This is a genomic window from Paenibacillus sp. fava2, assembly GCF_058313675.1.
Window position 1 is genome coordinate 6144559 of the sequence record NZ_CM177755.1, and the last position, 12636, is coordinate 6157194.

The 12636-nt window shown below is 54.7% G+C and carries 10 protein-coding genes; 2 read left to right on the forward strand and 8 right to left on the reverse strand.

The window, feature by feature from the left end; translation table 11 throughout:
• The first annotated feature begins 210 nt into the window (after nucleotides 1-210).
• Nucleotides 211-1326: an IS110 family RNA-guided transposase gene (locus AC4G46_RS27015; protein ID WP_491125419.1), complete on the forward strand. Its 1116-nt coding sequence runs from the start codon at nucleotides 211-213 to the stop codon at nucleotides 1324-1326.
• A gap of 940 nt (nucleotides 1327-2266) precedes the next feature.
• Here the strand turns inward: AC4G46_RS27015 and AC4G46_RS27020 are convergent.
• From AC4G46_RS27020 to AC4G46_RS27055, 8 genes are all read right to left on the reverse strand, one after another.
• Nucleotides 2267-3004, reverse strand: coding sequence for a glycosyltransferase (locus tag AC4G46_RS27020; RefSeq protein ID WP_491125420.1), 738 nt, complete (start codon nucleotides 3002-3004; stop codon nucleotides 2267-2269).
• A complete protein-coding gene (locus tag AC4G46_RS27025) occupies nucleotides 2991-4271 on the reverse strand; it encodes a hypothetical protein (RefSeq protein WP_491125421.1) in 1281 nt (426 codons plus the stop codon). The genes AC4G46_RS27020 and AC4G46_RS27025 overlap by 14 nt, the downstream gene beginning before the upstream one ends.
• Nucleotides 4268-5791 (reverse strand): glycosyltransferase family protein, encoded by a 1524-nt coding sequence (locus AC4G46_RS27030; protein ID WP_491125422.1) that lies wholly within the window; start codon nucleotides 5789-5791, stop codon nucleotides 4268-4270. The genes AC4G46_RS27025 and AC4G46_RS27030 overlap by 4 nt, the downstream gene beginning before the upstream one ends.
• Nucleotides 5792-6589: 798 nt before the next feature.
• Complete coding sequence (gene yunB, locus AC4G46_RS27035; protein ID WP_491128984.1) at nucleotides 6590-7615, reverse strand: sporulation protein YunB; 1026 nt, start codon at nucleotides 7613-7615, stop codon at nucleotides 6590-6592.
• A 412-nt stretch (nucleotides 7616-8027) separates the two neighbouring features.
• Nucleotides 8028-8639, reverse strand: coding sequence for a TVP38/TMEM64 family protein (locus AC4G46_RS27040; protein WP_491125423.1), 612 nt, complete (start codon nucleotides 8637-8639; stop codon nucleotides 8028-8030).
• A 232-nt stretch (nucleotides 8640-8871) separates the two neighbouring features.
• Complete coding sequence (locus AC4G46_RS27045) at nucleotides 8872-9747, reverse strand: glycine betaine ABC transporter substrate-binding protein (RefSeq protein WP_491125424.1); 876 nt, start codon at nucleotides 9745-9747, stop codon at nucleotides 8872-8874.
• Nucleotides 9748-9772: 25 nt separating this feature from the next.
• Entirely contained in the window at nucleotides 9773-10609 is an 837-nt protein-coding gene (locus tag AC4G46_RS27050; protein WP_491125425.1) for an ABC transporter permease, read from the reverse strand.
• Nucleotides 10606-11805: a quaternary amine ABC transporter ATP-binding protein gene (locus AC4G46_RS27055; protein ID WP_491125426.1), complete on the reverse strand. Its 1200-nt coding sequence runs from the start codon at nucleotides 11803-11805 to the stop codon at nucleotides 10606-10608. Before AC4G46_RS27055 ends, AC4G46_RS27050 begins: the two co-directional genes overlap by 4 nt.
• A 256-nt stretch (nucleotides 11806-12061) precedes the next feature.
• Here AC4G46_RS27055 and AC4G46_RS27060 point away from each other — a divergent pair, with 256 nt between their 5' ends.
• The gene (locus AC4G46_RS27060; protein WP_090718206.1) at nucleotides 12062-12619 is read left to right on the forward strand and encodes a GbsR/MarR family transcriptional regulator; all 558 of its coding nucleotides are present in this window, start codon (nucleotides 12062-12064) and stop codon (nucleotides 12617-12619) included.
• Nucleotides 12620-12636 lie beyond the last annotated feature (17 nt).

Here is a 12636-nt window from a genome sequence, read left to right on the forward strand (position 1 = left end):
AACGTCACCCCCCGCGACTTTGCATCAGGGCGCACCGCTCGCAGTGAAATATAAAACTAAGTGGATTTTCGTCACCTAATTCTCTAAAAAACACTAGTTCTAGAAAACAAAGTTATGATGAACGAAAGGCAGCTCCTGTTCGCACACCGTAGGTTAAAATGGAAGTGAGAAACCACCATTTCAGAGCTACATGCGAAAGGAGCTGTTACTATGAAGAATACCATAAAATACGTCGGTTTGGATGTGTCTAAAGAAAAAATTGTGGTGGCGATTGCAGACGAGGGCCGGGAACCTGCCCGGTATCATAGTGCCATTGCCCACACGCCCGATGCGGTGGGACGTTTAATTCGCAAACTCCAAAGCCAAGAAGTCACGCTAGAGGTCTGCTATGAGGCGGGACCTACCGGGTATGACTTGTATCATTGGCTGACGAAAATGGGGATTTCCTGCACCGTTATCGCCCCTTCACGCATTCCACAGCGCCCAGGCGATGCGATAAAAACCGACCGGCGGGATGCCGAGCGATTGGCCCAGCTCCATCGTGCCGGGGAATTGACTGCGATCCATGTGCCAACTCCAGAAATCGAAGCCTTGCGAGACCTCATCCGGGCCCGGGAGGCTGCCCGTGGCGAGTTACACCGAACCCGGCAGCGGCTCATCCACTTCCTGCTCAGGCACCAGATTCACACACCGGAAGGAATGAAACGGCGCTGGACGAAGAGATACCGGCAGTGGCTAACCACCCTGACGTTTGCGTTTTCAGCTCAAGAACGGGTATTCGCCGAGCTTCTGCAGGAGCTGCGGGAAGTGGAGGAGCGAATCAAACGGTTTGAAGCCGCCATGCGGGAGGAAGCGGAAATCTGTCCGTACGCCCCCGTGATTCAAGCCCTCCAGGGCCTGCGGGGAATCGCGCTGCTTACCGCCATGACGCTGGTCGTCGAGATTGGGAATTTTGAGCGGTTCCGTTCGCCAGCTCAGCTTATGAGTTATTTAGGTCTGGTCCCAAGGGAATATTCCTCGGGAGCCAGCACGAAACGTGGACGTTTAACCAAAACCGGCAATGCAGCAGTACGGCGTACACTTGTCGAATCAGCCTGGAGTTACCGTCACCGGCCAGCCGTCAAAGGGGAGTTAGAAAAGCGTCTGGAAGGCCAGTGTGCGCATGTCCAGGAAACCTCGTGGAAAGCACAGGAACGGTTACACCGCAAATATCTGAAAATGGTCAAACGAGGGAAACACCGAAATCTGGCGATGGCAGCTGTAGGGCGGGAATTAGTGGGATTCATCTGGTCGATTGCCCGAAATGCAGAACAAAGAATGGCGTAGCGTAGAAAGGCAGGTTCCCGAAAATTGAATCCTTAGGGCGTGGAGACAAAGAGAAAGGTTCGAGGAGAAACCGTGATTTTCCACTGCACAGGATCTGCGGATCTGACGTGCGAAACTAAGTTTACGGCAGCTCCTTCGACGTAGGCATAACATGTGGTAACCAACCCACGGATAGCAGTGTGCCAGCCGACGACTCGCATTTTGTCTCTACGCCCAAGGGATTGAACCCCTTTGGTTTAAAGGGTGAAAACAGGAGAATTGACAAATTCGTTCATAGCAGTGGAAAAACGCTACTTAATTTCGTCTAAAGCGCCTCCGGAGCGGTAAATGGCCCGGAATAGATGACATTTTTCCAACTAAATGTTGTAAATCTTGGGTTTGGATCAAATTAGGTGCTGAAAATCCAACTATTTTTTTGATTTGATTTGCGTTTCAGCTTTCATGCATCTCCATACAAAAAAATCCCACTTTACCCTAGAAGCCAGAGTGGGGAGTGGAGTATGGTCTGCACTCTCCACTCTCCACTCTGCGGTCTGCGGTCTGCGGTCTGCACTCTGCACCCTGCGGTCTGCGGTCTGCGGTCTGCGGTCTGCGGTCTGCGGTCTGCGGTCTGCACTCTGCACCCTGCGTAACAGATCATTGGCCAGTGTAAAGAGCTAGATTGCTCCTACCCCTAACCTCCAACAAATCAATGCCCCGGCTCCGCAACGGACCAGGGGCATTGATTTTACCAGCTACTATGGTATTTCCATTAAATCCCCATTTATCTACCAGCCACTATTGTATTTCCATTCAATCCGCATTTATCCACCAGCCACTATGGTATTTCCATCAATCCGTATTTATCTACCAGCCACTATTCTATCTTCATTCAATCCCCAACTAAATTCTATTTATTTTTTTCAATAATCATCATTAAATTCCTGTAAACTTGCCACCCTCACCCACGCCCCTCCTGCCACTCCACCAGCCGCGGATGCTCATCGAGGATAGAGCGGTACTGCTCCAGGCTGCCCCAACGGCCCTCGGGATCGTTATCCATATACCGCTCGTATTTGTGCCGCAGTTCTTCCGGGGACAATACCCAGCCGTAATGCTTCACCCGCAGCTCGGCAAGGAAGCCGGGCAGAGCCGCATAGGACAGCGGAAGCCGGGGCACATGATGGTTCATCCGCGGCGTAAAATAATGATAATCCGGCAGATAGCGGACCAGCGTGCGGGTGTGCTTGGTGTGGAGGTTCCATTGCTCATCATCGCGGTAGTGGGTGGTGGTGCCCCAAAAGTCGTACAACCGGAAGGCTACCCAGTCATAGACATCCTGATCAATCAGCCGGCGCATCTCCCTCTTCGCCGCTTCTTCATAGAATTCGTCGGCATCCACCGAGAGCAGCCAGTCGGGCTCCGTCGATACCGCGAGCTCCCACAGTTTCTGCCGCAGCTCCCATTCCCGGCTGAACAGCGGGCTCTCCAGCGTCACCAGCTTCGTCACTTTGGCAAAAGAACGGCACAGCCGCGCCGTACCATCCGTACTGCTGTCATCCACAATCACGATCTCATCGACGAAATCGCTCAGCTCCTCCAGCACCTGCTCCAGATAACGCCCTGCTTCATTCCGCACCTGCATCATCGCGGTCAGGCGGTTCCCGGAGGTTTTGCGCAGCGGTTCAGACATCCTCATCGGCTGTTCTCCCCCTTAATCGTCCGACAGCTTCCTCCAGATCGGCCATCTCGGCAAAAAGCGCCCGTGCTCCCTGGTCCGCTCCCGCCGCCCGTAAAAAACTGCGGATTGCCGCATGCCTTTTACCGCACAGCAGATGCAGCGTCCCTTCCACTACAGGGGTCTGCAGAAGGACGGATGCTATTGCACCGCTCCCCTGAAACAGCATTAGAGAAGCAGGCTCAGCGGTCATGCTGTCCAGCTCCTGCTGCAGCCGGAGTGCTTTTTCCCATTGGAAGGTATCCATATAATTCAGCAGCAGCAGAGACTTGGCCTCCAGACTGTCCATCCCTGCCAGCAGCCGTATTGCTGCAGCACTGTCCTCATTCACCCGGTAAAGCTCCGCCTGCACCAGCTCACGCAATCCGCTGCCGAGCCAACGCTGCAGCTGTGCTGACAACGCTTTTTCCTCCGACGTAAATGCGGTTATTTCGTACTGGCGGACCGCCAGCTCCAGGTTGCCGCGCTTCGCCTCGATGGCCGAGAAGAAACGGTAATGGGAATGCAGACAATCCGTATAATCATGCAGCAGCATCAGCTCAAAGGATTTCGTCAAAAGCTCCGCCGCACGCGCGTCACCAAGCAGATATAAGTACGAGGCGGCCAGATAATGAACGGTTGGCTGCTGCGGCAGCTTCATGCACATTGACAGATAATAATCTGCACGGTGCCGGAGCTGGATCTCCGCCCACGGTTCATCCGGGCGATCCGTATCCGGCGGCAGCCACAGCTCTTCGAGCGCTTTTTTCCATACCGCCTCAAAATCCGCAAGAAAATACAGCCGCTCCCCCCTGCGGATCATCCCGTATGACAAAGGGTCATCCCCGCTCAGATAGACAACACCGCTCCGGGATAAAAGCTGCTCCAGATACAGACGCTCCGAGGCCGTTCCCACCAGATCCGCTTTGGCGCCAAGCAGGCCGCTATACTTATCCCACAGGTTCACATCCTCCCCTTCCGGGCAGCACTCCAGCAGAGCGATTATAAAAGCAGGCCCAAAGGACAGCACATCCTGCAGCCAGTACGGCGAGGAGACCAGGGCTGTATATTCTTTTGCCGGCAGCGTGCAGGCTTCAGCCAGAGACAGGGCACGAATGCCGCTGTCTTCCTGCTGCGGGCGGGTCATGGTTCCAGTAAAGACAACATCCTCCCGCTCCGGCAACACCTCCAGCAGCCTTTTGTAGCCGTATTCCTCCCAGGGGACTCCGCTGAAAATAATATAGTTCACGGCTGCGTCCCTCCTTTTCGTTCAAAAGGCCGGTCATTTCCGCCGGGGACTCCGGCTCCCGGAACAGGCGCCCCTGCTATGTAACCTACCGCAAGCTCCGGTCCCGGACATAGCAGCAGACTGCGGCGGGAAGATTCCCGTTTTACAATCCGGCCCGGCAGGATGTCTCCCCTATGCGCCGTACGCTCCAGCGGCAGCACCACCGCTGTGCCCCGCTCCGGATTGCCCGGCAGCTCCGATTCTGCTAGCCCCGGCGCCGCGCTGACGATCAGAGCGGCAGGGCTGTGCAGCAGGGCTTTCACAATCCGGGCCACATATTCACTGTCGTAGCTGACGGATGCGGACAGGTAGACGGTCACTTCGCCTTGGTACATGGCCGAAATGTTCTCCAGTGCATATAGCCACGGCTTCTCTCCCTGTACCGTAATAACGGTATCCCGTTCATGGACGGGAAAATCCGGTGTGGTGTCGGTCCAGCTGTCACGGACACTGATCCAGCGGATATTTCCGTAGCTCTGCTGTCCCTGCAGCAAAAGCTGGCGCTGAATGGAAGCCTCGGCCGGCCATTTTTCTTCAAAATACACTACTGCCGTCACAAGCGGCAGTGCCGGGGGCGTTTTACCCAGCGGAATGGCCGGCTGCCGCTCCAATGCTGACAGATTCTCCGGTACGGGAAGCCCGGGTTCACGCAGACGTTCGTCCGACATCCGCCATCTTGCGCAGTAAGCCCGCCTCGCTTCAGCGTACGCAGCCTGGGCTTCGCTATCCAGATGTGCGCCTCTGGCTGCCAGCGGCTGCAGGACATGTACATATGACGCCGCACTGAGTGCAAGCTTCACGCCCAGCTGGCGGGCACGCAGGCACCAGTCGGCAATAATGAAGCGCCGCTCCCGGAGCGAGAAATCCAGTCCTCCGGTCCGCTGCAGCATTTCCCGGGTAACAACCAGGCAAGGGCCGCTCAGAACCTCGGCCTCCCGCCATTCTCCCCGGCGGCGGCTCAGCTGATGATTGACGTAAGCGGACAGTTCCAGATCATTGCCAAACCGCAGCACCTCTCTGCCTTCCTGCTCCTCCGCCGCGGAGCGCGGGGCTGTCACTCCGGTCGCCGGATCATCAATAGCCGGCCACAGCAGCTCATCCAGCCAGCCGGCTGTGACCAGCACACGATCCTCCAGCAGCACGACAAAGGAGGTCCGGGCATCTGCCAAGGCCTCATTAATCCGCTGATTTCCGCGCTCATAAGGAAGAAAAGACAGCCCTGCCTCTGCAGAGAACCGTTCCAGAAGCGGCTGCAGCGGAAAATCCTCCTTCATTGCCACACCTATCAAGCGGACAGCAGGACCCGAATGCAGCAGCAGCCGATTCAGACATTCTTCCGCCCACTCCTTGTGCGCAAGCTCCACCACAATCGTCACACCGTCCTTGGCCGGCAGCGGCAGCAGCCCCTCCCGCTCAAGGTAACAGTATCTTCCGGCCAGCCGCTCGGGGCTGACCGCATCAGCTTCAGCATCATAAGGCATCCCTGATTCACACTCCATCACATAAAAACTTTGCTACCTATAGTGTATGAACCGGTTAGGGGGATATCCCTATTTTCTTCCAGTGGAGCAATATGCAGCTCTAACGATTTACATTGACGTTATGATTGTACTTTTAATCGACTGGCCGTTTTTTTGGAGGATATTTGCACTACCGGCCGCTGTAATCTGCAGCTATCATAATCCACTACACGCAGTTCGCAGTGGAAATCCGTTACTGTAAAACCTAACGGACAGAGATGACCTTATTCGGTTCCTGTACCCTGCCATCAGAAGCTAACGGACACCAGTGCCCTTATCTGCCCGTTTTCCCGTCCAAAAGCTCCGTCAGCCGACGAATAAGTGCATCTGAGTCCGTTAGACCGTTAGACCAGGTAAACGGGCAATATTGAATAAATAAGGGCTGTACGGTCCGTTAGCACCAGTGAGGCTGACATTAAGCGGCTCGGTACTCGACTTTCGGTGACCCGGTGTGTAGCGCCTGATTTGCTGCTTGGTTTGGCACTTGGTTTGGTTCTTCGTTTGGTCCTTCGTTTGGTCCTTCGTTTGGTCCTTCGTTTGGTCCTTCGTTTGGTCCTTCGTTTGGTCCTTCGTTTGGTCCTTCGTTTGGTCCTTCGTTTGGCCCTCGGTTCGGTGCTCGGTTTGCTGCTCGATATTTAATGACCCCGAAGCCGGGTGCTTAGCGCACAACTCCGGTGCCAGGCACCCGGTGTTCTATTCGCTTGCCGGCGCTATTCGGCGCTCACTATAGGAGCGCCGGTACCATCCGTCTCCAATCCTTTACTCCCCTGTACCTCCGTCCGTATTGCCGCTGTTCCCCGCGTTCCCGCCGCCTCCGGTATTGTCCGCGCCGGAGGACGGGTCGGCGGCGTTGCCGCTGCCGGCAGGAGCATCCTTTCCGCCGTTTCCGACACCGCTGTCTGCGCCGGAGCCGTTGCCCGCTCCCGCACCAGTGCCGCTGTCCGCTGCACCGCTCTTGTCCCCGCTCTGGCTTGGGGCCGGTATCGCGATGCCCGGTGCGCTGCTGCCGTTCTCGCCGACAGGGTTGCCCTGGTTGTCGTAATAGTACATCGGCACATCTCCGACCACCATCAGGTAAGAGACCGGAATTTCTGTATCGACCACCTGCGGCTCCATGTCGAACGGAACGACGACAGCCACCTCGGTAACAATATGGATATACACCTCCACCAGAATCATATTGATCCCGGCATTTTTCTGGCGGGTGTTAAGTTCTACCTTAACCGCGCCCTGCGGTTCAATCTTGATCGGGACATCAGGCCCGAAGGAGGCGATCAGCGGGCTTTCCAGCGCCTGGCCGAGCGGGATATGCTCCGTCCGGTTATGCAGATCCTGCAGGGTTGTCTGGATGACCTCCGCAGCCTGTGAGGTGATCCGCATATGCTCCCTGTAATTGAGCATAAAGCCGGAGATTTTACCGTTTTTATCCGTTTTCCAGTCGATAAGAGCCTCGGCATCTCCGCCGTCCGCAACCTGTGAGGTTATCGCTTTGTTAATGGATTCGGTGGCGATCTGCTTCACCCGGATCTGTGCCAGATGAATAATCGGCGGGCGCAGATGCTGTTCCACATACCGCAGCCCCTGCAGTATACCGATAACCAGCACCAGGCTTAAAATGAGCCAAAAACGGCCCCGTCTGCGCGGACGTGCCGGACTGCCTCCGTTACCGCCGCGCTGGCCAAACAGCTTCCCTCTGCTGCCGCTTCCCTGCGTTACGGACAATCCTCCCGTGCTCCGGACTCCGCTTTGCGTCCACGATCCCTGCGCAGTCCCGCCCTCATACATGCCTCCCTGCTTACTGCGCGCTTTCTGCCCCGCCGGCCATCCCATTCCTGCCTTGGACGGCCGGGCTTTGAACCCCGCGCTCCGTGCTGCCGGCCGCTGGCTGCCCGCCCGTGAAGGCTTGGCTTTAAAGGCCGGACTCCGCCAGGCAGGCCGTGGCAAGCCGTCCCAGCTGATCTTCGGCAGCCGCAGACGGCCCAGGCGCCGTGAACCCGGCAGCGCCACCCGGCGGCTCCCCCATTTTCGTATTCTGCCCATGCTCGTAAGTCCCCTCCCGGTATCACCGCGGCCAAGCCGCCCGTTCATTACTATAGGGTATTCAGGCATGGGACAAAAAAGAAGAACGCCCTCCCAGTGCTGTCACCGTGAAAAGCGTTCTTCCTTTTTTATTATTCTTTTCCCCGAATCAATATTCCTACTGCATCCTGCTGCGCTTATCCTCCTGCAGATGTCCCCAGTGGCGGCGCACGAAGACTGCAAGCAGAACAGCGATGAACACCGCGTACCAGCCCAGAAATCCGCGCCACTCTTCACGCGGTACAATCAGTGAAGAACCGATCGTCCCGAACAGCCAGATATAGGACAGATTGCCGAGCACGGTGCCCCAGATATAGGAGGATACCTTGATCGGGGAGACAGCTGCCATAAAATTAATAATATTGCTGGGCATAATGGGAACCGTACGCAGCAGCACCAGCGTCCAGATGCCGTACCGGTCCAGGTAACGCTGCCATTTGTCGTAGCGCTTCAGCTTGGCTCTCCATTTGCGGTCAAACCAGCCATACAGGTATCTGCGGAACAGAAAATAGATGAGGATTGAACCCAGATTGCAGGCCATCCAGCTGACCGCCATACCGCCGATGATTTCAAACTCGGACACATGCAGCACAATTAAGATGGCCAGCGGAAAAAATCCGAACAAGCTTTGCAGCAGCGTAAGCGGTACGGTCGCCAGCAAAATATAGGGTCCGCTCAAACCCAGACTCTGCAGCAGCCAATCGATCCAGCCGTTAATTACCTCTGTCATGGAGCTGTCTCCTTTCCCGGCTCATTGCAGTGTCAGCTCTGCTGAGTATTTATATGGTTTATTTGTCAAGAAAAACACCCCTTACGGGGTGTTTATTACGGATTGTGGCTTACGTATGAAAATATATGTAAAGAACACTTGCCGGCTGAAAAATGACAATTCTGTAGCCTTATGTTCTTTTCATCATAGCACACATTATTTACTGCTGCAAAAATCACTCTGGTACAGTCCGTTATTCCTGTACTGCGGCAACCCAGGCGTTGACCTGATCCTCATGCTCGCCGACCCATTTTTTAGCGGCTTCCTCCGGAGACTGGCCGTTCGCAATATCAACCATGACCTGCTCCATGTCTTCAGGAGTCCAGCTGAACTGGTCCAGGAAGCTGTATACCTCTGGCATATCATCCTTCAGGCCCGTACGTACCATAGTATGAATCTGTTCCGCCCCGCCGTATACAGACTGAGGGTCCTCCAGATATTTCAGGTCCATATTGGCAAACATCCAGTGCGGAGTCCATCCGGTTACTACAATCGGCTCATTGCTCTGGTAGGCTTTTTCAAGCTCCTGCACCATTGCCGCCGATGAGCTCTCAAGCAGCATGTAATCGCTCAGACCATACGCCTCAATAGCTTTTTCAGTGGTCATCATAATGCCCGCTCCCGGCTCAATTCCGACAATGCGGTTCTGCAGCGTTTTTGCCAGATCAGCATCCTTTAAATCCTCAATGGAGTTAATATCCATGTAGGCTGGAACTGCCAGGCCTGTTTTGGTGCCTTCAAGGTTGGCACCCAGGTCTTCTACTTTACTGCCATACTGCTCCAGGTAAGAAGCATGCGTGCTTGGCAGCCAGGCGGCAACCATCGCATCGGCGCTTCCGTCAGCTACACCTGCCCACATGGGGCCGGCATCCACCTGCAGCATTTCTACAGACATATCGAGCTTCGATTCAAGGACTTCTTTTACAACATAAGTACTCGCAATCTCTGAATCCCAAGCAACGTAAGCCAGCTTCACCGGCTTGTTTCCGCCTGCCCCGGACGAACATCCGGCTAAGACAGCCACCACCAGCAGAACAGTCAACAGTAATCCCATGCTTTTCTTCTTCATCAATCACTCACACTCCTAAGTTTGTTTAGTTTGGTTGTTTGGATTTGAACAGCTTCTGGGTCAGACGGTCGAGCAGAATGGCGATAATAACAATCGCAATCCCCGCTTCAAAGCCCGCACCCGTCTTGGCCTGTGATACGGCCCGGTAGACATAAGCACCGACACCCTGGGCACCGATCATGGAGGAAATGACCACCATAGACAGCGACAGCATAATCGTCTGGTTAATCCCGGCCATAATGGTCGGCATCGCAATCGGCAGCTGCAGCTTGAACAGCTTCTGTCCCGGTGTGGAGCCGAAGGCATCTGCGGCCTCGACCAGTTCCTCCGACACCTGGCGGATACCCAGATTGGTCAGACGGATGGTCGGCGGAATCGCAAATATAATCGAAGCGATGACTCCGGGAACGACCCCCAGCGAGAAAAAGGATACCGCCGGAAGCAGATAGACAAACGCCGGCATCGTCTGCATAAAGTCAAGCACCGGAGTCACAATATTCTGTACAGTTTTGCTCTGGGCGCAGAGCACGCCGACCGGCACGCCGATCAATACGGCAAGCACCGAGGCGGTCAGCACCAGCGCCAGCGACTGCATGGACGGTGCCCACAGGCCGAGATTGTCAATCAGCAGCAGCCCGACTACGGCAAACAGCGCCATCCGCCATTTGCCGATCCAGTAAGCAAGTGCGGCTATAATAATAGTCAGCACAATCGCCGGAAGAAAGGTCAGAGCCGTTTCAATCCCGGTGACCATACCGCCGATAATCATGTGGATGAAGCTGAACACCGGGCCGAAATAAGTCATCAGCCAGTCCTCAATCCACTCTACACCCTGACCTATAGGAAGTTTGGGAATGTTCATGATTGTATACCTCCTTCCGGAACCGCGTTGCCGGCCAGTGCGGACAGCACAGCCCCTTTAATGACAATTCCTTTGAGCCGGTCATTCTCATCGACCACTGCCACCGGCAGATGCGTCGCTGACATCAGCTCAAACAGATCATTCAGCAGTGTTTCCGGACGTACACGGGGAATCTCCCGCTGCATAACCTCCAGAATGCTCAGGTTTTCTTTCAGCGCTCTGGACGCATCGTCAGCCGTCACAACCCCCTGCAGCTTCATCTCATTATTCGCTACATACAGACTGGACACGCCGCTGTCCCGCATCAGCTGCAGGGCAACGCGCGGTCCGCGCTCCGGCCGGATCATTTCCGGCTGGCGCATCACATGTGCCGCGGTCAGTACCTTGGACAAATCCACGTCCTCGACGAAGCGCTCCACATACTTGTTGGCCGGCTGAATCAGGATTTCTTCCGGTGTGCCGATCTGTACGATCACGCCGTCCTTCATCAGGGCAATCCGGTCACCGATCCGCAGCGCCTCGTCCAGATCATGGGTGATGAACACGATGGTCTTCTTCACTCTCGCCTGCAGCTCCAGCAGCTCCTGCTGCATATCCTTGCGGATCAGCGGGTCAAGCGCACTGAACGCCTCATCCATCAGCAGAATATCAGGATCATTGGCCAGCCCTCTGGCCAGGCCCACACGCTGCTGCATACCGCCGCTTAGCTGATCGGGACGGTGATTCTCCCAGCCTTTGAGACCGACAAGCTCCAGTGCCTCCATGGCACGGCGGGTGCGCTCTTTTTTATCTACACCCTGTACTTCAAGTCCGTATTCGGCATTCGCCAGCACGGTACGGTGCGGAAACAGGCCGAACTTCTGGAATACCATCCCGATATTTTTACGCCGGAACGTCCGCAGCTCCTCTGAGCTCATCTGGACGACATCCTTGCCTTTAAATAAAACCTGGCCTCCGGTAGGCTCAATCAAACGGTTCAATAACCGGACAAGCGTCGATTTGCCGCTCCCCGACAAGCCCATAATGACAAAAATCTCGCCTTCACCGATGGTGAATTCAGCCTTATTGACCCCTACGGTCAGCTTGGCCTCACGGGCAATCTTCTCTTTGGACCACCCCTGCTCCAGTAATGGAAGGGCGCGTCCTGCATCGTTACCGAATACCTTGGTTAGTTGTTTCACCTCTATAATTGCCATGGTGACCTCCTTTTCCCCTTATCGTTATTCAGGCAGTTGCTCCTCAATAAGTGTAGCGGAGTTGTGAAAAGGGACGCAAAGCCCGTATACGCTAAAAATTTAGTGTACAGTTTTAACTTTACGTACTTTACATAAAGAATACTCTGTTTTTCTCCATATTCCGTTTCAGGTACATTCTTTACTTATAGAAGCGGATTTGTTTACAATACACTTGAGAGGTTTGCAGTCTATCAGCCTATTCCTCAGGAGGGACACCATGAACGATTTAGAGGGGCTTGAGCCCGAGCAGATAAAGAGAATCAGCAAGGCCCGCGAGCGGGTGATTGATTCCATCGGCAAAAATATGGACTTATACGGAATTACGCTGTCTATCGGACATTTATATGGTTATATGTATTTTAATGAAGGACCTGTAACGCTGGATGATTTGAGCCGCACCATGGGGATGAGCAAGACGTCCATGAGTACCGGTGTACGCACACTGCTGGATTTGAAGATGATTGACAAGGTATGGGGAAAAGGAACCCGCAAGGACCTGTTCGAGGTCGTCCCCGACTGGCACCAGAACTTCAGCGATTATTTCTCGATCAAATGGAGAAAAGCGGTCGAAGGCAATATGATTGCCTTATCGAAATCGCTTGCCGAAATTAAGGACATGCAGGCGGAATATGCGGAGAATGACGAAGTGCTGCATCTTTTGACCAATGATGAAGCAAAGATTATGGAAGCGATCAAATATTACCGCTGGCTGCTGAAGCTAATTGAAGCGCTGGAAACCGGCAAAATCTTTGAACTGATTCCCAAGGAAACTTAGAGGCTTGTTTGAGCTGC

Excerpts from the sequence above, each read along its gene's own strand:
- AC4G46_RS27015 (WP_491125419.1), top strand. The coding sequence starts at position 211 with ATGAAGAATACCATAAAATACGTCGGTTTGGATGTGTCTAAAGAAAAA.
- AC4G46_RS27020 (WP_491125420.1), bottom strand. The coding sequence starts at position 3,004 with ATGAGGATGTCTGAACCGCTGCGCAAAACCTCCGGGAACCGCCTGACC.
- AC4G46_RS27030 (WP_491125422.1), bottom strand. The coding sequence starts at position 5,791 with ATGCCTTATGATGCTGAAGCTGATGCGGTCAGCCCCGAGCGGCTGGCC.
- yunB (WP_491128984.1), bottom strand. The coding sequence starts at position 7,615 with ATGTATGAGGGCGGGACTGCGCAGGGATCGTGGACGCAAAGCGGAGTC.
- AC4G46_RS27040 (WP_491125423.1), bottom strand. The coding sequence starts at position 8,639 with ATGACAGAGGTAATTAACGGCTGGATCGATTGGCTGCTGCAGAGTCTG.
- AC4G46_RS27045 (WP_491125424.1), bottom strand. The coding sequence starts at position 9,747 with ATGAAGAAGAAAAGCATGGGATTACTGTTGACTGTTCTGCTGGTGGTG.
- AC4G46_RS27050 (WP_491125425.1), bottom strand. The coding sequence starts at position 10,609 with ATGAACATTCCCAAACTTCCTATAGGTCAGGGTGTAGAGTGGATTGAG.
- AC4G46_RS27055 (WP_491125426.1), bottom strand. The coding sequence starts at position 11,805 with ATGGCAATTATAGAGGTGAAACAACTAACCAAGGTATTCGGTAACGAT.
- AC4G46_RS27060 (WP_090718206.1), top strand. The coding sequence starts at position 12,062 with ATGAACGATTTAGAGGGGCTTGAGCCCGAGCAGATAAAGAGAATCAGC.